General features: G+C 46.9%; 18 protein-coding genes. 7 read left to right on the plus strand and 11 right to left on the minus strand.

Features of this window, described 5'->3' with window-relative positions; all coding sequences use genetic code 11:
- Positions 1-4: 4 nt before the first annotated feature.
- On the minus strand, positions 5-862 hold the full coding sequence (gene tesB / locus AAEU32_RS10005; protein ID WP_421970386.1) for an acyl-CoA thioesterase II: 858 nt from the start codon (positions 860-862) through the stop codon (positions 5-7).
- Positions 863-946: 84 nt separating this feature from the next.
- Here tesB and AAEU32_RS10010 point away from each other — a divergent pair, with 84 nt between their 5' ends.
- Positions 947-1,408 (plus strand): EVE domain-containing protein, encoded by a 462-nt coding sequence (locus tag AAEU32_RS10010; RefSeq protein ID WP_421970387.1) that lies wholly within the window; start codon positions 947-949, stop codon positions 1,406-1,408.
- Positions 1,409-1,424: 16 nt separating this feature from the next.
- On the opposite strand, the gene AAEU32_RS10015 is transcribed toward AAEU32_RS10010, so the two are convergent.
- The 7 genes from AAEU32_RS10015 to AAEU32_RS10045 all read right to left on the minus strand — a co-directional run bounded on the left by AAEU32_RS10015 (position 1,425) and on the right by AAEU32_RS10045 (position 7,316).
- Positions 1,425-2,213, minus strand: coding sequence for a TIGR00266 family protein (locus AAEU32_RS10015; RefSeq protein ID WP_421970388.1), 789 nt, complete (start codon positions 2,211-2,213; stop codon positions 1,425-1,427).
- Between the two features lie 101 nt (positions 2,214-2,314).
- Complete coding sequence (locus AAEU32_RS10020) at positions 2,315-2,527, minus strand: GDCCVxC domain-containing (seleno)protein (RefSeq protein WP_421970389.1); 213 nt, start codon at positions 2,525-2,527, stop codon at positions 2,315-2,317.
- A 163-nt stretch (positions 2,528-2,690) separates the two neighbouring features.
- Positions 2,691-3,347, minus strand: coding sequence for a CoA transferase subunit B (locus AAEU32_RS10025; protein WP_421970390.1), 657 nt, complete (start codon positions 3,345-3,347; stop codon positions 2,691-2,693).
- A 2-nt stretch (positions 3,348-3,349) separates the two neighbouring features.
- Positions 3,350-4,051 carry a CoA transferase subunit A gene (locus AAEU32_RS10030; protein ID WP_421970391.1) on the minus strand — a complete coding sequence of 234 codons (702 nt, stop codon included), beginning with the start codon at positions 4,049-4,051 and terminating at the stop codon, positions 3,350-3,352.
- Positions 4,052-4,059: 8 nt separating this feature from the next.
- Positions 4,060-4,818 carry a 3-hydroxybutyrate dehydrogenase gene (locus AAEU32_RS10035; protein WP_421970392.1) on the minus strand — a complete coding sequence of 253 codons (759 nt, stop codon included), beginning with the start codon at positions 4,816-4,818 and terminating at the stop codon, positions 4,060-4,062.
- Between the two features lie 2 nt (positions 4,819-4,820).
- A complete protein-coding gene (locus AAEU32_RS10040; protein WP_421970393.1) occupies positions 4,821-5,999 on the minus strand; it encodes an E22 family MetX-like putative esterase in 1,179 nt (392 codons plus the stop codon).
- 12 nt (positions 6,000-6,011) lie between these two features.
- The gene (locus tag AAEU32_RS10045) at positions 6,012-7,316 is read right to left on the minus strand and encodes a GntP family permease (protein WP_421970394.1); all 1,305 of its coding nucleotides are present in this window, start codon (positions 7,314-7,316) and stop codon (positions 6,012-6,014) included.
- Between the two features lie 292 nt (positions 7,317-7,608).
- Here AAEU32_RS10045 and AAEU32_RS10050 point away from each other — a divergent pair, with 292 nt between their 5' ends.
- Positions 7,609-9,900, plus strand: coding sequence for a TonB-dependent receptor (locus tag AAEU32_RS10050; protein WP_421970395.1), 2,292 nt, complete (start codon positions 7,609-7,611; stop codon positions 9,898-9,900).
- A 149-nt stretch (positions 9,901-10,049) separates the two neighbouring features.
- Complete coding sequence (locus AAEU32_RS10055; protein WP_421970396.1) at positions 10,050-10,706, plus strand: response regulator; 657 nt, start codon at positions 10,050-10,052, stop codon at positions 10,704-10,706.
- Here the strand turns inward: AAEU32_RS10055 and AAEU32_RS10060 are convergent.
- Complete coding sequence (locus AAEU32_RS10060; RefSeq protein WP_421970397.1) at positions 10,703-14,164, minus strand: PAS domain-containing hybrid sensor histidine kinase/response regulator; 3,462 nt, start codon at positions 14,162-14,164, stop codon at positions 10,703-10,705. The genes AAEU32_RS10055 and AAEU32_RS10060 overlap by 4 nt on opposite strands.
- 118 nt (positions 14,165-14,282) lie before the next feature.
- Here AAEU32_RS10060 and AAEU32_RS10065 point away from each other — a divergent pair, with 118 nt between their 5' ends.
- Complete coding sequence (locus AAEU32_RS10065; protein WP_421970398.1) at positions 14,283-17,246, plus strand: DUF3857 domain-containing transglutaminase family protein; 2,964 nt, start codon at positions 14,283-14,285, stop codon at positions 17,244-17,246.
- Between the two features lie 19 nt (positions 17,247-17,265).
- Here the strand turns inward: AAEU32_RS10065 and AAEU32_RS10070 are convergent, their stop codons facing one another.
- Positions 17,266-17,871 (minus strand): lysophospholipid acyltransferase family protein, encoded by a 606-nt coding sequence (locus tag AAEU32_RS10070; RefSeq protein ID WP_421970399.1) that lies wholly within the window; start codon positions 17,869-17,871, stop codon positions 17,266-17,268.
- A 463-nt stretch (positions 17,872-18,334) separates the two neighbouring features.
- Here AAEU32_RS10070 and AAEU32_RS10075 point away from each other — a divergent pair, with 463 nt between their 5' ends.
- The 3 genes from AAEU32_RS10075 to AAEU32_RS10085 are packed head-to-tail and all read left to right on the plus strand — an operon-like array spanning position 18,335 to position 20,053.
- Complete coding sequence (locus tag AAEU32_RS10075) at positions 18,335-19,012, plus strand: CsgG/HfaB family protein (RefSeq protein ID WP_421970400.1); 678 nt, start codon at positions 18,335-18,337, stop codon at positions 19,010-19,012.
- Between the two features lie 14 nt (positions 19,013-19,026).
- Positions 19,027-19,371: a DUF4810 domain-containing protein gene (locus AAEU32_RS10080; protein ID WP_421970401.1), complete on the plus strand. Its 345-nt coding sequence runs from the start codon at positions 19,027-19,029 to the stop codon at positions 19,369-19,371.
- Position 19,372: 1 nt separating this feature from the next.
- Positions 19,373-20,053 carry a DUF799 domain-containing protein gene (locus AAEU32_RS10085; protein WP_421970402.1) on the plus strand — a complete coding sequence of 227 codons (681 nt, stop codon included), beginning with the start codon at positions 19,373-19,375 and terminating at the stop codon, positions 20,051-20,053.
- Between the two features lie 178 nt (positions 20,054-20,231).
- On the opposite strand, the gene AAEU32_RS10090 is transcribed toward AAEU32_RS10085, so the two are convergent.
- Complete coding sequence (locus tag AAEU32_RS10090; RefSeq protein ID WP_421970403.1) at positions 20,232-20,900, minus strand: penicillin-insensitive murein endopeptidase; 669 nt, start codon at positions 20,898-20,900, stop codon at positions 20,232-20,234.
- Positions 20,901-20,933 lie beyond the last annotated feature (33 nt).

Raw genomic sequence — 20,933 nt, forward strand, 5'->3', positions numbered from 1 at the left:
AAGCCTACCTTTCGCGCATCACCCCTTCTTGAATGGTCGAAACCACCAAATTCCCCTGACGGTCAAAGAATTGGCCACGCACTAGGCCGCGTCCACCGCTGGCGCTTGGGCTATCAACGCTGTAGAGCATCCATTCATCCATTCTAAATGGACGGTGGAACCACATAGCATGGTCAATAGTAGCAACCTGCATGTTCGGGTGCATAAATGATTTACCATGCGGCAGCAGCGCCGTAGGTAGAAACTCAAAGTCAGATGCGTATGCCAGTAAGTAGTTGTGAATGCGCTGATCGTCTGGCATCTCACCGTTGGCTTTAAACCAAATGTGTTTTACAGGCTCTGCTACTTGTGGATCAAACGGGTTTTGAAAATTCACAGGGCGCATATCAATGGCTTTTTCGCTGATAAACTTATTGCGAATTGGCTCGGGGATTTGATGCGCGTGTTCGCGATAGAAATCCAGCGCTGAGCGCAGCCCCTCGGGAGCAGGCACATCAGGCATAGTGCTTTGGTGTTCCAAACCTTGTGATTCACCCGAGAATGACGCCGTCATGTAGAAAATCGGTTTCCCGTATTGAATCGCACTCACGCGTCGAGTGCTTAGGCTTTTGCCATCACGGATGTTTTCAACGTCATAGACGATAGGTCGCGCGGCATCACCAGGGCGCAAAAAGTACGAGTGTAATGAATGCACCACTCGTCCTTCAGGTAAGGTTTCTTTTGCAGCAGACAGTGCTTGGCCCATTACTTGGCCGCCAAATACCGCTTTAAAACCGAGATCTTGGCTAGCACCTCGATAAAGGCCGAGCTCAATCTCTTCTAACTTTAATAACGACAGTAAATCATCTAATGCTTGGCTCATTGTGTCCTCATTACCACATAGCAGCTAATACAATGATAATACTATACAATAGCGGTGATCACATAGTTCAGCACAGGATAGACAATGGCTTACTGGTTGTTAAAAACAGAGCCCGATGCATTTTCATTGGCAGATTTAAAAGCAGCGCACAATAGCACTACGATTTGGGATGGTGTGCGTAATTACCAAGCGCGTAATTTTATTCGCGATGGTATGCAAGTGGGTGACAAAGCGTTTATCTATCATTCAAGCTGTAAGGTGCCAGCCATTGTTGGAGTAGCTACCATTTCAAGGGGGCCGTTTGCGGATCCTGCGCAATTCGATGCCAGCAGTGATTACTATGATCCCAAGGCCACAGAAGAGGCTCCGCGTTGGTTTAGTGTCGATGTGTGCTACAGCGAGACCTTTGCCAAGCCTGTTACTTTGCAGCAAGTAAAAGCGGACCCTGCGATTGTGGAATTGGCCCTGAAAAAGTCCGGACGACTCTCTGTGATGCCAGTCACCGATGAAGAATGGCAATACCTATACGGCATTGCCACAAAATGAGTATTAACGAAGGCTATTAATCGCCGTCAATAAAATCGCCGATGCCGCCGAGGATAGAACCCTCACCTTGGCGCGCACCACCCGCGCGTGGCGCATGTTCTAACACACGGTCCGCCAAGCGCGAGAATGGCAAGCTTTGGATCCACACAGTGCCGTGGCCGCGAAGCGTCGTTAAGAATAACCCTTCACCGCCAAAGAACATGGAACGCAGGCCTTTCACCCGTTCAATATCGAATTCAATACCGCCAGTAAAGCCAACGACACAACCTGTATCTAGGCGCAGAGTTTCACCATTGAGCTTTTTCTCAACCACAGTGCCGCCAGCATGGGCAAACGCCATACCATCACCTTCCAAGCGCTGTAAAATAAACCCTTCACCACCGAAGAAGCCCGCACCTAACTTGCGTTGAAAAGCAATATTCACCTCAGTGCCTAGAGCTGCACATAAGAATGAGTCTTTTTGCAAAAATACCTGCTCGCCGAGTTCAGCCATATTTAGAGGAATAATGGTGCCAGGGAAAGGCGCAGCAAAGGCGACGCGTTTTTTACCCATACCTTGGTTGGTAAAATGGGTCATAAATAAGGACTCGCCGGTGATCATGCGCTTGCCCGCACTAAAGAGTTTACTCATAAACCCTTGATTAACCTGCGAGCCATCACCCATTTTTGCTTCAAATTGAATACCATCTTCGAGGTAGTTCATCGCGCCTGCTTCGGCAATCACGGTCTCATTAGGGTCGAGTTCCACTTCCACCATTTGCATGGAATGGCCGATAATTTCATAGTCAACTTCATGACATCGCATTGTGCTTTCTCCTTTGCGTTGATGTACTTAGCATGACGCAAATTCGAATTAAGCGCACTGCCTAAAATGTAAGCATCTTTTTCAAATTGAGAAACAACAACCTAACCACAACATTTTCCATCTTGTTGAATGGGTGGGCATTTCACTGTGCCATACGAGCAGTACACACAGCAGTCACCGCTCAGCGGCTTTAACAAGGTATGGCACGATGTGCATTCGTAGTAATACTGGCAGGCGTCGGTGGGCATAATCTCGTGCTTGCTGGCACCACATTCTGGGCAAGTGATCAGCGTTTCAATAATGACATTATCCATTTACACCTCTTACATTTATTGCGTTAAGGCTTTTACTGCACCAGCATAACGCCTATTCACTGTTTGGCATACCAAAGGCACGTCCCTGCATGCAAAAAAATACCCAGCAACGCACGATACGAGCTGGGTATTTACATATTGCAATGTGGGATAAGGTATTAGCTTAAAACTGCATTACAGGAACATGGTCGGGGCAAACAAGTTTACCCTGCGTCTTTTCTTTGATTTCTTCGACGCTCACACCGGGGGCGCGCTCAAGTAAATGAAAGGCCCCATCTTTAATTTCAAGCAGCGCGAGATCGGTAATCACCTTGTCTATACAACCTACGCCCGTCAGAGGTAATGAGCACTCTGTCAGTAATTTTGAGTCGCCATGCTTGCTGGCATGAGTCATGGTGCAGATAATGTTCTTCGCACCTGCCACCAAATCCATGGCGCCGCCCATCCCTTTGACCAGCTTGCCGGGGATCATCCAACTCGCTATGTTGCCATTTTGGTCAACTTCGAATGCACCTAGTACGGTCAAATCAACATGGCCGCCGCGGATCATCGCAAAGCTCTCCGCGGAGCTAAATATAGCCGCGCCAGTGCGTGCAGTCACAGTTTCTTTGCCCGCGTTAATCATATCGGCATCCACTTCGGCTTCACTTGGATACTCACCCATGCCCAGTAAACCGTTTTCTGATTGCAGCATTACATCAATGCCTTGTGGCACATAGTTGGCAACCAGCGTTGGAATACCAATACCGAGGTTCACGTAGTAGCCGTCACGTAATTCTTGCGCTACGCGCTGCGCCATTTGCTCTCGTGTCAGCGCCATGATTATGCTCCTCGCACTGTGCGTTTTTCGATGCGCTTTTCAAATTTGCCTTGAATTACGCGTTGTACATAAATGCCGGGAGTATGAATTTGGCTTGGCTCTAGCTCGCCCGGCTCAACAATTTCTTCTGCTTCCACCACGGTGATTTTACCTGCCGTAGCCGCCATGGGGTTAAAGTTCATCGCAGTATGGCGATACACACAGTTACCAAAGCGATCTGCTTTCCATGCTTTCACTATGGCGAAGTCACCAACAATGCTGGGCTCCAGCACATAGTCGCGACCATCAAACTGCTTGATGTTTTTGCCCTCGGCAACCACTGTGCCCACCCCTGTTGCGGTATAAAATGCAGGGATCCCTGCACCACCAGCACGCATTTTCTCTGCGAGTGTGCCTTGTGGCGTAAGTTCAACGTCAAGCTCGCCGTTAAGAAGCTGCTGTTCAAATAACGCGTTCTCGCCCACGTACGAGGCCACCATTTTTTGAATTTGTTTGTCTTCGAGCAAAATGCCCAGACCAAAACCATCCACACCACAATTGTTTGAAACCACGGTTAGCCCTGTGGTGCCTTTGTGTTTGATTTCTTTGATCAACCCCTCGGGAATACCGCATAGGCCAAAACCACCTGCGATCACCGTCATATTATCTTCAAGGCCTGCCATTGCCTCTTCATAGCTAGTGACTACTTTATTAAAACCAGACATCGTCTCTCCTATTGCGCTGTCCAACCACCGTCAAGGGCGATTGCTTGGGCGGTGATATTGCGTGCGGCATCCGCCACCAAAAAGTCCACGGTGTGAGCAATTTCATCCAAGCCAATAAACGCTTTTTTCGGCATGGGTGCGAGCATAATCGTGTCGATCACTTGCTGCTCTGAAATGCCGTGTTGTTTTGCTTGGCTGGCAATTTGCGCCTCCACCAGCGGGGTTTTTACATAGGCTGGGCAAATGGTATTGACGGTAATGTCCACATCTCCCGTCTCCAGCGCGAGCACCTTACCAAGGCCAATCAAACCATGCTTGGCAGAGACATATGCCGACTTATATTTCGATGCCACTTGCGCGTGAATCGAACCAATGTTGATGATGCGGCCAAAGTTTTGCGCACGCATCGCTGGCAGCACAGCCTTGGTGAGCATGGCAGGGCCGTTGAGCAATACATCTTGTAGCAACTGCCACTTATCAAGCGGGTAATCATCCAAACGCTCTACATGCTGAATACCAGCGTTGTTAATTAGCACATCAATCGTTGGCTGCGATGCAACAAATGCACTTAATGAGGGTAAATCAGCGACGTTCAATGCAAAACCTAGGGCATTAATACCTTGCTCGCGCAACGCACTAGCCTCTGCTTCAGCGCGCTCACCATCAAGATCTGTCAGTAATATCTCATGACCTTGCTTACCAAGATGCTCAGCCACATAGCGGCCAATACCACTGGCTGCGCCAGTAATTAAAACTCGTTTACTCATCATTACTCCGCTAAAAATTCACTGATCACTGGCGCGTTTGATTGAATTGAGAAAATACCGTCAAGATGTCCCCATATGCCTTTAATTTCTTCTATTTTCACGTCTTTTCCCTGCTCTTTGAGCAGCTTTGCGAAATCTCGAACTGGCTCAGGGCGCAGCAGTAAGTCGTTACTCGCTGGCATCAGCAATATTTTTGCTGTGATTTTTTGTGCCGCCGCGCTCAAGTCTTCTTGCATTCCCGCACTGTAAAGTTGAGATGCGCGTACTAAATACAAGATATGGTTGGCATCTTGCGTTTGTGCACGCGCTAGTGCACGTTGCTGGAGCACTTGGTTAATGGCAGGCAGGGTACGAATATCTTTTTTCGCCCCTTCATCTTGCACTTTGAAATCAGGGAAGCTGGCCTTATAGATTTCAGGATGCATGGCATCTTGAGTAATATTCAGCATAGTTGCAGTCACCCCTGCTAATGGGCGCTCACCATCGTAGTAATTACCATTGTTCCAGTTGGCATCTAAGCGAATTGGTAATGCCCACTTTTCCAGCGCAGGCACGGTCCATGCGTCCATTTTCGCCGCACCAATGACATGCACTAAACGCTCAACCATATCGGGATAACGTACAGACCATTCCAGTGCTTGGAACGACCCCATCGATGCACCAATTACAGCGTGCAACTTGTCAATCCCTAGGCTATCAAGCAAGCGTTTTTGTACTTCGACAAAATCGCCAATGGTCACCACAGGAAAATCTAAACCATAAGGCTTGCCTGTTTTTGGATTAATTGACGCAGGGCCAGTGGTGATCACATTTTTGTCGTGCCAGTTAGCATTAACTAACGTATCTGAACTGATCACGTAATACTTGTTGGTATCAATGGCTTTACCTGGGCCGATAATGGCATCCCAGTAACCTGGCAGGGCGTCATCTGGGCTGTATTTACCCGCAGCATGCGACGTCCCAGAGAAAAAGTGGGTGATTAGAATCACGTTGTCTTTAGCTTCATTGAGTTTGCCGTAGCTTTCCCAACCGACCTGCACCTGTGGCAAAGTAACACCCGATTCAGTGGTGTAATTGTCAAAAGCAAAACGTTGCTTTTGCACCAACATAGGCTCGGCTTGTGCACAGGCCCATTGGCTGACAACGATTAAAGCGACACTAATAATGCGTATAAGTCTCACGTTATTCACTCCTTAGAATAAGATAAATAGGGCGAGCGCTAGCGCCACACCAATGAGCGGCACGACAGCAGTTAAAGCAGCCATAGACCAATAAGCACGCTGGTGTGTTTCTTTACAGATAGCGCGAATAGTCGTCACTACGTAGCCGTTGTGCGGCAGAGTATCGAGCGCTCCTGAGCTTATCGCCACCACGCGGTGCAATTGCTCGGGATTCACACCTGCATCGAGATAGTGCGGTGCAACTAACGGTAAGGCGATGGCTTGTCCACCGGAGGCCGAACCGGTTAAACCGGCAATTACACTCACAGCAACCGCAGCGCCAATGAGCTCATTTCCTGGCATATTGGTCATCACCTCTACCGCTACTTGGAACGCTTCTGTATTTTTAGCCACGGCACCAAAACCCACCACAGCACTGGTGTTCCCTATGGCTACTAACGCCCCCGTTGTGCCTTCGTTTATAGCACCAGCAAGGTTATGAAAATGTTTGAAGTTGATGACCAACAACGTCAATACACCGCCTAGCAAGGCCACAATAAGTGCACTTTGCTGTAACACGTCATGCAGAGTAAAAGAAAGCAACAGCACCACCAGCAGTGGGATCACACCGGTAATAGGATGCGGGTAGTCGCGCTCTGGAATTTCAGGGTCGTCATCACGCGCTTCAAAACACTCACCATTAGCAACCGCTTTGGTGATCATCTTCTTAAGCCACCAGTAACCAGCAATCGCCATAAACACCGCAACAAACAAGCTCACTTCCCACGCCGCATAGGGTGAAGTGCCTAAATATTTAATTGGGATCCAGTTTTGAATTTCCGGCGAGCCAGCCGATGTCATGGTGAATGTCACCGAGCCAAATGCGAGCGTAGCGGGAATAAAACGACGCGGTAAGTTAGCGTCTTTAAACAAGCTCAGCGCCATAGGGTAAACGGAGAATGCCACGATAAATACGCTTACACCGCCATAGGTTAAAACCGCACAGGCAATGACAACCGCAAGCACCGCATGTTTCATACCAAGCTTATCGACAATGGTGCGGGCCACACTATCTGCAGCCCCACTGTCTTCCATGAACTTACCAAACAACGAGCCGAGTAAGAACATGAAAAACCATGCGCTGAGGAACCCAGCAAAACCATTCATGTAAGTGGAGACAAAATCCAGCGACACATCAGCGCCTGGAAACAGTGCCATATTGCCGCTTAGCGCAACAATCAGCGCACATAACGGAGCTGCAATAAACAGGTTCACGCCACGTAGCGTGAGAATAATAAGCAGAACAAGGCCACCTATGAGGCCAATCATACTGAGCATACTGTGCTCCTCGAATTATTATTTTTTTATTAGCAGGGACAGCATAGCAGCTGTTTCTGTTAACAACATATGCAACCAGTCTGGCTCTGGTTGACGTTAAAATACATAGTACTAAGGTTATAGAATCCTCGTAAGCCACGTAAATAAAGGGCTAAGCGCATGATAGTACTAAGGTACTAACCCATTGAGCGCATTTTTCCCCTACAGTCACAATTAATTAATATTCTAAAAACAACCCATACCCGCTCAGCGAAGTATTTGTGCGGATAATCAAAATAACAGGGGAAACAGGATGAACACACTAAGCTTACGCCGTTCTAGTCTAGCCTTAGCGATTGGTGCGGCACTTACAAGCGCTATTGCTAGCCCAGCGGCAATGGCAGAAGAAGGCGCGAAGAAAGCAGAACTCGAGCGTATCGAGGTCACAGCGCGTAAAACCGTAGAAAATCTGCAAGAAGTGCCCGTAGCGGTTACGTCAATCGGCGAAGCAGAATTACAAGAATATGGCTTTGCAGTATTAACTGAGGTCCAACAGTTCTCGCCAAACACCACCTTGCAAGCAAGCCGTGGTACCAACTCGACCATCACCGCATTTATCCGTGGTGTAGGCCAACAAGACCCGCTGTGGGGTTACGAGCCGGGTGTAGGTATTTACATTGACGACGTATACGTCGCTCGTCCTCAAGGTGCGGTTTTAGACTTACTCGACGTACAACAAATTGAAGTGCTACGCGGCCCACAGGGTACGCTTTATGGCAAAAACACCATAGGTGGTGCGATTAAATACGTCACCAAAGAGATGTCGGGCGATACTACCTTCAATGTCCAAGGTACGGTAGGCAGTTATAATCAGCGTGATTTGAAAATTACTGGCCAACTTCCGCTTATCGAAGACAAGCTGTATGTAGGTTATGGCTTTGCCACCTTAAACCGCGATGGTTTTGGTGAATTCATTACCTCTGATTTAGATAACCAAGACCGTGAAAACTACAACAAAGACGTCACTGCGGCGCGCGTTACGTTAGAGTATCGCCCTACAGAAGACTTATTCTTCCGTCTTGGCTGGGACAAAACAGACGACGAGTCAAATTCAAAAGGCGGTTATCGCCTACTGCCGAGTATCCTAACTGATGCACCAGTGCCTGATAGTGTGTATGACTCTTACACAAGTATGCCTACATGGAACAAGGTTGAACTTGAAGGTGTAAGCTTGACTGCACGCTGGGATATGAGTGACAGCACAACACTGAAATACATCGGCGCGATGCGTGAAAGCTACTCGCCAACAAACATCGACTTTGATAACACCTCGCTGCGTATTTTTGACGTACCAGCTATTTACGATGATGAGCAAACGACTCACGAACTACAACTAAACCACACAGGCGATAACTACAGTCTTGTTTCGGGTCTGTACTACTACGATGGCGAATCTTGTGGTCAGTTTGAGGCTATTCTTGAAGTTCTCGGTCAAGCACTCGGTGCGCCTGGGTTAACCCGTGAAGTGAGTGGTTGCAGCAATTCAACGAGTAAAGCGGCGTACATTCAAGGTTCAGTAGACTTGTCAGAGCAATGGTCAATGACACTCGGCGCTCGTTACACCCGCGACAGCAAAGAAGCAATCGTAAACAATGGCTTGGTGTTCGCGACTGTGTATCCTGAATCAGGTTGGGTACCAGGTTATGTTCGCCCTGAAGGTCAACTAGTCCCGACTGTACTAGACGATGAGAAAGATTGGTCACGCTTTACACCACGCGTTGGTGTTGAGTACCAATACAATGACGATGTCATGTTCTTCGCCAGCTACGCGCAAGGCTTTAAGTCAGGTACTTTCAACCCGCGTGCAAGCACAGCTGAGCCTGCGGCGAACCCTGAGATTGTTGACTCATTCGAATTGGGTATGAAGAGCGAGTGGAACGATAACTTGCGTGCCAACTTAACGCTATTCTCGCTTGACCACAAAGACCGCCAGTATATCTCGGTATTACCGGGTGATAGCGCAGCTGACCTAAACCAACGCCTAGGTAACATTGGTAAATCAACATCAACAGGGGCTGAATTAGAGTTAGACTTTGTTGCCACTGACGCACTGAGTTTTAATGCTTCATTGGGTTACATCGACTCAGAGTTTGAAGAAGTGATCGATACCGACCCTGCAACAGGTCTGCAATTTGATAAGTCAGATCGCTTCAGTGTCTCAAACACCCCCGAGCTGACCATGAACTTAGGTGCGACGTATCGCTTGTATACCGATAGCGGTGATTGGGCATTCAATGCTAACTACTACTATCGTGGCGACTATGCGCTGTTCGAAGAAGATAGCTTACTGACACAAGATAGCTACGGCCTTGTGAATGTGAGTGCCAACTGGTACAGCACAGATGGTAAATGGCGTGTCGGTGTGCATGCGAAGAACTTAACCGACGAAGAGTACATGATTGGTGGTTACCAGTTCGTCGCACCGGATCCGTCTGACCCAACGAACATCAGCAAGTACACACCTGGCCTAGGTGGTGACAACACCCTGATTGGCTACTATGGTGACCCGCGCACTATCTCACTAACCGTGGGCTATAGCTTCTAAGGAAAAAGAACAAAGGTGGCTGGCTTTCCCCCCAAGCTATGTAGAGCCACCTTTGCTTTTTATTTACACCGCTTTTGCAGCAACTCACCCCAAACCCTTGCCGCACAAAGCAAAATCCCCTATAACGTGAAGCATGGAGTTTTATCAGGATGCCCGATGTGCAAGCTATCATAGCCGATGATCACCCGTTGTTTCGCAGCGCCCTAAAACAAGCAGCCGCCCAAGCTATGGGTGAACACCCTGTTTTAGAAGCCAGCGATCTAGATGAATTATTCATCGCCCTTGCACAGCATCGCGAAATTGAACTGGTGTTTCTCGATCTCACCATTCCCGGCGCTAAAGGCGTAGAGGGCCTAGCCCGATTGCGCAATCAGTACCCTGATATTCTGGTAATTATGGTCTCAGCCAATGAGCAGCCAAAAATCATCGAACAAGCCATGGCACTTGGAGCCAGTGCGTATATTCCTAAATCTTCATCGCTCGATGTAATAAGCGAAGCGATTGCTCAGGTGATTGAGGGGGAAAACTGGTTACCGCCGCAAACCGACATTTGCACCGACGATGACAGCGAACAGGCACAGTTTGCCCGCAATTTGGAAAAGCTCACCCCGCAGCAATATCGTGTACTAAGTATGATTGCCGACGGCATGCTCAATAAACAAATTGCCTATGCCATGTCGATTCAAGAAACCACGATTAAGCAACACGTATCCGCCATTCTAAAAAAGCTCAACGTCTATAATCGCACCCAAGCGGGTATTTTATTCAACCAAATGGCCACCGTTGCCGAAGGTGATGAAAGTTAGTTTTTAGCACTTTGTGTTCTTAACTTTTTCAACATGCGTTTAAGAGCGGGCGTTTTCAGCGGCTTATAAAGTAACGGATAGCCACAATCACTGACGCGCTCGCGAATGGCCTCATCGTGATTTGCGGTGTTAATCATTATCGCCATGCTTTCTAAACCTAGCGCCGCAATAACTTCGAGCCCAGTTACACCGTCATCTAATTGATAGTCAGCGATGAGAATATCGGCGTGTTGCTGCTCCATTAACTGCGCCAGTTCTCCTTGGTTTCGGGCCGTGGCAACTGAACATCCCCAGTTATTCAACACTTGTGAGAGTGCGCTGAGGACATTTTCATCATTGTCCAATAGCCAAATACGTACACCAGCCAATTGATTATCAACATGACGCGGTTCTGCGCTGGCCGACTCTGCAGCCTCGGTAAGCTCAAAACACGCTAACGTAAGGGTAAATTGCGTGCCCTTGCCAAGCTGGGAGCCCAAGGTCAAATTAATGCCCAGTACTGAACAAATACGCTGGCTAATGGCTAAGCCTAAACCGAGCCCTTGCGCTTGCTCTTTGCCCTGCAACTGTTTGAACTCTTCGAATATAAGCTCTTGATCTTGTTTGGCAATTCCTGCGCCTGTGTCTTCAACCATGATCGATAATTGCCCTTCATGACTTTCACAAATAACGCGTATCTCGCCACTTTCGGTATAGCGAATGGCATTGCTGAGCAAGTTACTCAGCACGCGTTTGAGCAAGGCTTTATCGGTTTTAAGTTGCACCTGCGCGCCATGCATTTTAAACGCGAGACCTTTTTCATGAGCAAGAGCGCCATATTCATTCGCCAAAGGCTCCAGCAAGCTCGATAGGGCAAAGTCTGTACTATTAACTTTGAATGAGCCCGATTCCAATTTGGTCAATTGGAGAATACTTGAAAGCAAGTCTTCCGCGCTGGCTAGGGAGTTACGAATATTATCGGCCAGCTCTGAAAGCTCTGTACCTTGTGCTTTTTCACTCATTAATGAGCAAAACAAGCTCGCTGCATTAAATGGTTGCAACAAATCATGGCTGGCTGCTGCGAAGAAGCGTGTTTTGCTCTCTGTTGCTTGCTCTGCTTGGCGTTTAGCTGCTGCCAGGGCATGGTTAGTCGTTACCAATTCTGAGGTGCGTGCCGCAATTTTCTCTTCGAGGTTCAGGTTAGCTTGCTCTAATTCTCGCTGCTGGCGCACAAAGTCAGTGATATCTGTGTAGGTCGTGACAAAGCCACCACCAGGCAGCGGGTTACCTTGCATTTCAAACACTCGACCGTCATTGTGTTCACGGCGATACTTATAAGCGGTACCACGGCGTAAATGGTCAATACGCTTGGTGACTTCGATATCAATGTCCTGATGCTCAAACAAGCCGCGCTCGGCATTGAGACGAATAAGCTCAGCTACAGGACGACCAACAGCCAGCATATCTTGCGGATAAGCAAACATTTCCTGATAAGATTGATTCCATGCAACCAGTTTTAAGTCACTATCAACAACGCTAATTCCCTGCTCAATGTTTTCAATAGTGGCTTGCAGTAAATCACGGTTAAAACGCAGCACTTGCGATGCTTCATCAACAAACTCTGCAACTTGTTCAAAAGGTTGACGTTTTTCATCTTTAGCCACATCAAGAATGAGCCGCGCCGAAGCACCTCCTATCAGCGCCGACATTTCCCGCTCTACTTGCTCTTCGACATGCGCTGGCGCTTGCTCCTTCCAGCGGTTACGTGCTGCGGGGAAGAAGTTATCCACCAGCTCCGTTGCGCGCTCTGGCTCACTAAAGCGCTGTAATAATAAAGCTAAGTCCTGATAACTTAAGGCGATGTTAGTATCGCGCTCTTCCACACTGCGCAAAATAAATTTATTACTTTGCAAACGCTCAGCGAGTTGCGCCGCACTGATAAATGGCACGGCTAAATACACCAGCGTATTAACACCAAGTGACAACATGACCGCTTGAGTGAGTGGATCTAAATTTAAAGCCAGTAAGTTAGTGGGTGCTAGCCAAGCAATTTGCCAAGGACCTTCACTGAGCCATGGCGCATCACCGAATAAGGCAGTGTAAAGACTCGGGAGCAACAATGTATAAAACCAAATTGCCGAGCCGCTAAGGATCCCAAGCTGCGCTCCTCGACAGGATGCTTTTGACCACCACAAACCGATAATCATAGCGGGAGCAAATTGCGCTACGAGGGTAAAAGACATCAATCCCATATTCGCCAGCGTATTACCCTCCGCTAAAATGCGGTGACTGGCATAACTCAATAATAAAACGGCCACTATCACCGCGCGCCGAGCTTGCAGTAACTTGAACTTGGACAAACCACGATGCGATGAGCTTAGTTGAGAGCGGCGCAGCAAAAATTGGTTAATAAAGTCATTGGTGATCATGATAGACAACACGATGGTCGAGACAATCACCATACTGGTTGCGGCAGAAAAACCGCCTAAAAAGGCCAGTAACGACATCCCCGGAGCATCCGCTGCAATCGGCAAAGCCAATACAAAGGTGTCATAACCAACATCTTGACCTTGAAAATACACCAAGCCCGCATAGGCGATAGGCAAGATGAACAGATTTATCAGTAATAAATATACAGGGAACAACCAGCGCGCTGTGGCCAATTGCTGCTCGTTATCATGCTCAATAAACGCGGTGTGGAATTGGCGCGGCAAGCACAAGGTTGCCAGCAACCCGAGTAACACATGCACCCAATACACATAGGTTGGGCTTGCAGTAGCTTGCACTTGCGCCGCAATGTGCGGTTGCTGCGCGGCTTCCAATATTGCTGCGGGCGAGTCAAACACACCAAAACAAATAAATAGCCCCACTGCGACGAAGGCTAGGAGTTTGACTACCGATTCAAACGCAATGGAGGCCATAAGCCCTGGGTTGTGCTCACTGGGACGCACGCGTCGCGCACCGAATAAAATGGCAAATAGCGCCAAGGATAAGGTGATGTAGAAGGTACTGTCTTGCCAGAAGAAGTCACTTTGCCCGCGCTGGGCGTCGGTGATCATGGTGATACTGGCACTCGTTGCGTTTAATTGCAGAGCTATGTAGGGGACGATAGCGATAACAGAAATAAACGACACCAAGCCAGACAAGCGCGACGATTGACCATACCGCGTTGCCAAAAAATCAGCCAATGACGTGAGTTGCTGCTGCCGACACACCCTCGCAATACGAGTATAAATTTGCCAACCGAAAAGAAAGAGTAAAATGGTGCCCGCGTAGGTCGGTGCCAGCCACCAACCGTTATTCGCCGCCTGTGCAGTGGTGCCGTAAAACGCCCAAGATGTACAGTAAACCCCCAAAGATAAACCGTAAATCCAACCACTTGCGCGATTTTTACTGTACTTGTCCGCATACCATGCAACCGCAAATAACACCCCAAGATAGGCAAGCGCGATAACACTTATTACCCCAATCGAGAACATACTAGATCAATTTATTATTGTTTTATCTCAATCATAACGGTTACCTTATACAAAAACACCACTGACTTTAGTGTTACCTCATTTGAGGCCGTCACAGGGAAGTATAAGAGCAATAACAATGACACGAGCTATCTCACTATTTTTGCTATTGATTAGCATCACATTATGCAAACCTGCATTCGCTGACTACCAAATCACCCACACTGGGCACTGGGTCAAACCAATTGGACTTGCTCCTTTGGATACTGAAACCATTCCTTATGAGCAACTCTCTGACGGCGTTTACTATCGCCTTGTCGATGACCAATTCAAAGTAAATGATAAAGAGAAAGCCGAGCACTACATACGCTATGTCATGCTGGCCACCAATCAAACCGGGGTAGAAGATATATCACAGCTTAACTTAAGCTTTGATCCCACCTATGAGCGACTCGAATTACACCATTTACAAATCATTCGTGATGGGCAAGTAATCGATAAACTCCCCACCGCACGCATGCAAGTGATTCAGCGCGAGCAAGAAGCTGAGCAACTTATTTATGATGGCAGTAAAACGCTCAACATTATTCTTGATGATGTGCGCCCAGGGGATTCACTGGATTACGCGTACACGAAAATAGGCCGAAACCCCATATACCAAGGTCTATTCGGTTATACCGCACAATTTGACTGGAGCGTACCAGTTGGCGAGCAGAATGTGCGCATGCTGTGGGACAAACAAGCCCCTTTGCATATCTCCCAACTTAATGGTGAGCTTGAAGTGAGCACGGTGCAAACCGCACAGGGAATGGAATACACTATTAATGCGCGAAATCCGGCAACCAAAACCTACGACTCACAAACCCCCAAATGGTATGACCCTTATCATTTGGTGTTCCTCTCAGAATTTGACTCATGGCAACAAGTGGTACAGTGGGCGCAACCTTTATATGAAAATGCGCTATCTAACAGTGCCAGTATTGCCGATATCGCCACGCAGATACGCGCCGAACACGGTGATATAGAATCGCAAATTGGCGCGGCACTTAAATACACCCAAGACGAAATCCGTTATCTCGGACTAGAGATGGGCAGTAACTCCCACATGCCCACGCCTGCGGATGAAACATTACGTTTGCGCTACGGCGATTGCAAAGATAAAACCGTGGTATTGATGAGTATCCTAGACGCGTTGGGCGTGGAGTCACACCCTGCACTGGTCAATACTGAAGTAACTAAGGGACTCATCAATCTAGCGCCTGCATCAAATCGTTTTGACCACGTGCTTGTCACACTTGAACATCAAGGTGAGCGTTATTGGCTAGACCCAACCAATAGTTACCAAACCGGTTCGCTAAAGCATTTGAGTGAGCCTGATTTCGGCTACGCACTGATTGTAAAACAAGGCGAAACTGCGCTCAGGGCAATGTTCAAAGAAGAACCGCAAATCCATCGCAGCATAATCGAGCGCTACACAATACCGAGTGCAGGAGAAACAACCGCCACCTTTAGCGTTCATTCCCATCTAGCTGATTCTGATGCCATTGATAAGCGTCGAGAACTAGCGAGTAAAGGCCTACAAAAAGTACAGGAAAATTACACCAATTATTATCAAGACTATTTTGCAGGCACACAGCACAGCCAACTTTTGACGGTAGAAGAAGACCCCGAAAAAGGTGAAATCATCGTCAAAGAAAGCTATGTCATCAATGATTTTTGGACACCTAACGGCGATGATCTCAACGCCTATTTTTATGCGGATGATATTCGCGACGCACTGTACAAGCCTGATGTAACCAGCCGTATTAGTCCGTTATCATTGCGTCATCCATTCAATGTTGACTACATCATTGAAGTGCAAGTGAATGAATTAGATTGGGGCTTTGATAACGACAGCTTTGAGCTTAGCAATGACTTTTTTGACTTTAGCTCTTCAGTCCACTTTGAAGATAAGTTACTCACGCTGAGCTACCACTACCGCAGCAAGACCGACCACATTCCCACAGAGCGCATTGGTGAGTATTTGCAGGCGCAAGAGACGGTCAAGCGAGAAACGAGTTACGGCATTCGCCAAGATAATAGTGCCGCTGTGGCTGCACCAGACACGGTAACAGACAATGAAGAAGACACTCTAGCGCTAGCAATAGGTATTTATGTATTGGCAGCGTTAGGCGCACTTACCATGTTTTTCACTCTGTGGCGCATTGAAGCGGGGCAACGTCCGCATTTTGAAGCACAACGTTACTTCCCCGTCTCTGTGGTGAAATTTTATATCTACTCTGTACTAAGCTGGGGCATATACCCATTTTATTGGAGTTATCGCAACTGGCGTTACATCAAAGAAGCAAACGACGAATCCATCATGCCCATCGCCCGTGGCATTTTTGGCGTGATTTGGTTTTATCCCCTCTTTCATCGTTTTGCGCAAGAGAGCGAAAAGCTTGGCACCCGAGCGCACTTGCCTGCCACCTGGTTTGCACTACTGTTAGCTGCAGCGGTTATCGCGGTTCAAGTAGCAGGTGAACTTACCGATCATCTTTTAATTATTACGCTATTGCTGCCATTGCCATGGTTGCCGCTTGTGAACTACACCGCCTACCTCAATCGCAACAACGAGGCACTGCACTATCACAGCAAGTGGCGAGTGCATCAAGCTGTTGTGTGTGCTGCATTCGCTCCTTTGTTCTTATATGTATCGTCTATGGAGCTTGGTTTAAGCGCAAACTATGCCGTGATTGCCGGAGATAAAATATGGCAGCACGACAAACGCTTTATGGTGCGAAAAGGCTTACTGAACCAAAACGAGCAAATTATTTATTTTTACTCTGACGCCATTTGGAATATTCGTGAAGATGGCAATGGCATCACCAACAATGGCGTATTTAGCTATTACCGCGATGAGGGAGCGCTCATAGCCGAGCGCGCTGATTATGCCGATATAGGCGACATCAAGGCGACCTTTGACAACAGCGATTCCGGCTACACAGTCGTTGATGTTGAACGCACCGACGGCAGCAGTTTTAGATTAATACTCTCTGGTGAAGAAGAGGGTGATCACACCTTTGTACAAGAGATGAAGCGACGTTGGCGAGAGTCAATGTAATTAATCAACTCAGGTATGGCTAATTTTTATGAGCCCTACCTGACAATTGCTCCGGGTATTTAGCCATGCGCGGAGGGAACAAAGCTTGCACCTCAGCTAGGGTTTGTTCGATGTCATCATCTACATCCAGTGCTGGCATCACAATAAACTGCTTCTTACTGTAGTCTAAAGCCATTGGTACGACGGGCACATTCGCCGCCTTAGCTATGTGCAAAAAGCCACTTTTCCATTGTGGTGTGTACTTGCGCGTCCCCTCAGGAGCCAGCCCTAAAATCAGCGCGTCAGCGTCATCAAATAAACCTTTTACTTGCCCCACTACCCCATGCGATGAGCGCCTATCTACGGGTATGCCACCCCACTTCCGCAGCAATAAACTCAAGGGCCACACAAAGATACTGTGTTTTCCTAAAAAGCGAATACGTACTTGTAGATGCATCTTTACTGCGATAGCAATAATGAAATCCCAATTCGACGTATGTGGTGCCACCGCTGCAACAAATTTACTGTGTTCTGGGAATTCTCCTACAACCTGCCAACCAAATAAATTCAGCACCTTGGTACCCAGCCAGCGCCCAAAGCGACTTTGGGTACGGGGGATCGCATTGGGAATATTCACATTAGCCATAAACGTTAAAGATCGGTGCAATATCTTGATAGATTGGCGCTAACTTACTGATTAGTCAATTTTTAATATGCTTTTAGAAGGACTTTTTAAGATGAACATTAGGTATTTGAGCAAGTTTGGAAGTCCACCCAAAAGCTGAGAGAGCGCAAATTTACACGACATACGCTATTTTTAGTAGACATTAAAATTTGCTCGAAATCACTTCGGGATAAATTTCGGTTTCTGCAAATTCTTACTTCAGCTTCGGGTTTGTCTGCATTTCAATACCATATTCCCAAAACAGCAACATGAATCCTCAATAATGTCTTGAGAGCTCGACACCAAATCAGGTATAAAGATATTGGAAAAGGAGTTCTAATTTTTATACTAACCAATCTAGAGAACATGAAACTCTTAGCACTCCTATTTTTCATCAATATATCGCTGTAGATATCTCATTGCAGTACGAGAAAAGGAAAGAGTCATGCCGAATAATAATAAAATAGTGATGACAGCAATCATCGCGTCCTCCATTGCACTCGCTTCAGGCTGTGCCACAACCACAACTTCACAAGTGATCGAAACCCCTACTGTAGCAAGTTACAACACCACCTATACTGGCGAAAAAAGTAAATTAGCTGTTGGCAAATTCGTAAATCGTTCGAGCTTTCATAATGGGATTTTCTCTACTGGACAAGATCGCCTTGGTAGTCAAGCTAAAACATCACTGATGAGTCATTTACAACAAACGAATCGTTTTAGTGTGTTGGACAGAGACAACATGGAAATGCTCGAAAGTGAAGCCAAAAGAGCAGGGGCGCAGCTCGATATCGCTGGTGCAAGGTATGTTGTCACGGGTGATGTAACAGAGTTTGGCCGTAAAGCTGTCGGAGATCGACAATTATTTGGTCTTTTGGGCAAAGGTAAATCGCAAATTGCCTACGCCAAAGTTACGCTCAACATCGTCGACGTAACAACATCCGAAGTAGTGTACTCAGTGCAAGGCGCCGGAGAGTACAGCTTATCTGAACGTGAAGTCATTGGCTTTGGCAGCACTGCGAGCTATGACGCAACGTTAAATGGTAAAGTGCTAGACCTCGCTATCAGACAAGTAGTCGACAAACTTGTCGTAGGCCTTGAATCTGGCGCATGGAAAATATAAGCAGGGGATTGCACATGAAAAAATTCATTCTTATCGCCGTATTTGCAGTGGCCGCTACGGGATGTAAAACAGTTGAACCACTGTACTATTACGGTGATTACAACGCTTCTGTTTACAACTATTTCAAAGCTGAAGATTCTACTATTGAAGAGCAAATTGCTGCGCTTGAAGAAGTGATTGAAAGAGCCGCAGCACAAGGCAAAAATATTGCCCCAGGGATTCATGCGCACCTAGGCATGCTGTATTTTGAATCAGGCGACAGCACTCAAGGCGCAGCACATTTCGAGCAAGAAAAAATGCTATTCCCCGAGGCAACACAGTACATTGATTTTCTCTTAAAATCAGCAAAGGAAGTATGATATGAATAATATTAAGCTCATTTTTACCGCTGCCGCAGCACTACTAGCAAGTGGATGTGTTACAACGCCACCGAGTCATGATTATTCAAACTTCCGTGAAGCAAACCCCTATTCTATTTTGGTACTGCCACCGATTAATAATAGTCCCGAAGTGATTGCAGGATATAGCGTTATGTCGCAAATTACTGCACCTATCGCCGAAGCAGGCTTTTATGTTTTCCCAGTTGCCTTGGTTGACCAGACATTTAAAAGCAACGGTATTACTGTAGCGAATGATGCGCAAGCTGTGCCGATTGAAAAGCTGCGTGAGATATTCGGTGCGGATGCTGCTATGTACATTACTATTGAAGAATACGGTACTAGCTATGTCATTATTTCAAGCGAAACACGTGTCACAGCTTCTGCACAACTTATTGATTTAAGAGACGGTAAAGTACTTTGGGAAGGCCGAGGTACTGCATCTTCAGCAGAAAATCGCGGCAATAGCGGTGGTGGTCTTGTCGGTATGTTGGTCGAAGCCGCAGTCAGCCAAATTGTTGAAACTGTTTCAGATGCTGGGTTTGACGTATCAGCTATGACAACCAATCGCATGCTGTCATCAGAGTCTTACAATGGTTTGCTATATGGACCTCGCTCACCGAAGCATGGTCAGCCAGCGCCGAGTGAAAAACAAGCCAAATAACTCTTGTACTCTTACATTTATAAAAAGCGGGCCATCAATGCTCGCTTTTTTGTTGTATAAGGAGTCTATAATTAGAAGCAGCATCTAAAAATGTCCATCAAATTATATAAAATCTCAATTTTTGATCGACATACATTATTTTTAGCAGACATTCAAATTTGCTATTTTTTGACGACATTCACTTACACGGCACGTCGAAGTCAATGTGATAGTGCTCGTCGTGCCGCACCCATGAAGGTTTAGTTGAGAATCTAATATGGGCTTTAAGATACTCACCATATTTGGTTTTTAATAGATAAGGTTGTAATTTGGGGTCGAATATCACACGCCAAATCTTCACTCCTGAGATTTCCGCAGCTTTGTCTAGTTCAAAAATATGGGCAGCCATAGCTTCATAATCGATTCGATAGCTCTCAAATTTACCACTTCCATCAAACTCGATATTGTAACCAAACTTATTCCATGGGTTTGTCGGCAAATGAACAGATTTGTCTCCTTCATCGACTACAGGCACCATGAAATCCACTGACAAACCATTTCGATGCGTTTTATGAGGTTTGAATTCACCACCATTCTCAAAACCAGTTTCAGCGTACTGAAAGACTTTTTCTGGCCGCGAAACCTCAAGAGCTGTGTAAGCGTCGACAACGATTTGATACACAGTTGAGTGCTCGTAAGTCCTTCCTGCTAGCCGTGCAATATTGCTGTACCCTACAAAGTTAGCGCCATTACTTGGCAATTGCACACCATTATCTAAATGACCATTTGCGGTTGTGCCGTAACAAATACTTTCAGTAGCTGAGGCAAAGAAAGATAAAAGAAACAAAAAGGATAAAAATATTTTCATGGTGCTATCGTCTTCGCTGAAGATATTAGCAAC

The sequence above is a fragment of the Pseudoalteromonas maris genome, from assembly GCF_049257235.1.
Lineage (GTDB): Bacteria > Pseudomonadota > Gammaproteobacteria > Enterobacterales > Alteromonadaceae > Pseudoalteromonas.

What these genes read in the sequence shown, in the direction of transcription:
- tesB (WP_421970386.1), bottom strand. Translation starts at nt 862, where the DNA reads ATGAGCCAAGCATTAGATGATTTACTGTCGTTATTAAAGTTAGAAGAG.
- AAEU32_RS10010 (WP_421970387.1), top strand. Translation starts at nt 947, where the DNA reads ATGGCTTACTGGTTGTTAAAAACAGAGCCCGATGCATTTTCATTGGCA.
- AAEU32_RS10090 (WP_421970403.1), bottom strand. Translation starts at nt 20,900, where the DNA reads ATGAAAATATTTTTATCCTTTTTGTTTCTTTTATCTTTCTTTGCCTCA.
- AAEU32_RS10035 (WP_421970392.1), bottom strand. Translation starts at nt 4,818, where the DNA reads ATGAGTAAACGAGTTTTAATTACTGGCGCAGCCAGTGGTATTGGCCGC.
- AAEU32_RS10070 (WP_421970399.1), bottom strand. Translation starts at nt 17,871, where the DNA reads ATGGCTAATGTGAATATTCCCAATGCGATCCCCCGTACCCAAAGTCGC.
- AAEU32_RS10050 (WP_421970395.1), top strand. Translation starts at nt 7,609, where the DNA reads ATGAACACACTAAGCTTACGCCGTTCTAGTCTAGCCTTAGCGATTGGT.
- AAEU32_RS10045 (WP_421970394.1), bottom strand. Translation starts at nt 7,316, where the DNA reads ATGCTCAGTATGATTGGCCTCATAGGTGGCCTTGTTCTGCTTATTATT.
- AAEU32_RS10055 (WP_421970396.1), top strand. Translation starts at nt 10,050, where the DNA reads ATGCCCGATGTGCAAGCTATCATAGCCGATGATCACCCGTTGTTTCGC.
- AAEU32_RS10080 (WP_421970401.1), top strand. Translation starts at nt 19,027, where the DNA reads ATGAAAAAATTCATTCTTATCGCCGTATTTGCAGTGGCCGCTACGGGA.
- AAEU32_RS10075 (WP_421970400.1), top strand. Translation starts at nt 18,335, where the DNA reads ATGCCGAATAATAATAAAATAGTGATGACAGCAATCATCGCGTCCTCC.
- AAEU32_RS10065 (WP_421970398.1), top strand. Translation starts at nt 14,283, where the DNA reads ATGACACGAGCTATCTCACTATTTTTGCTATTGATTAGCATCACATTA.
- AAEU32_RS10085 (WP_421970402.1), top strand. Translation starts at nt 19,373, where the DNA reads ATGAATAATATTAAGCTCATTTTTACCGCTGCCGCAGCACTACTAGCA.
- AAEU32_RS10060 (WP_421970397.1), bottom strand. Translation starts at nt 14,164, where the DNA reads ATGTTCTCGATTGGGGTAATAAGTGTTATCGCGCTTGCCTATCTTGGG.
- AAEU32_RS10015 (WP_421970388.1), bottom strand. Translation starts at nt 2,213, where the DNA reads ATGCGATGTCATGAAGTTGACTATGAAATTATCGGCCATTCCATGCAA.
- AAEU32_RS10030 (WP_421970391.1), bottom strand. Translation starts at nt 4,051, where the DNA reads ATGTCTGGTTTTAATAAAGTAGTCACTAGCTATGAAGAGGCAATGGCA.
- AAEU32_RS10025 (WP_421970390.1), bottom strand. Translation starts at nt 3,347, where the DNA reads ATGGCGCTGACACGAGAGCAAATGGCGCAGCGCGTAGCGCAAGAATTA.
- AAEU32_RS10020 (WP_421970389.1), bottom strand. Translation starts at nt 2,527, where the DNA reads ATGGATAATGTCATTATTGAAACGCTGATCACTTGCCCAGAATGTGGT.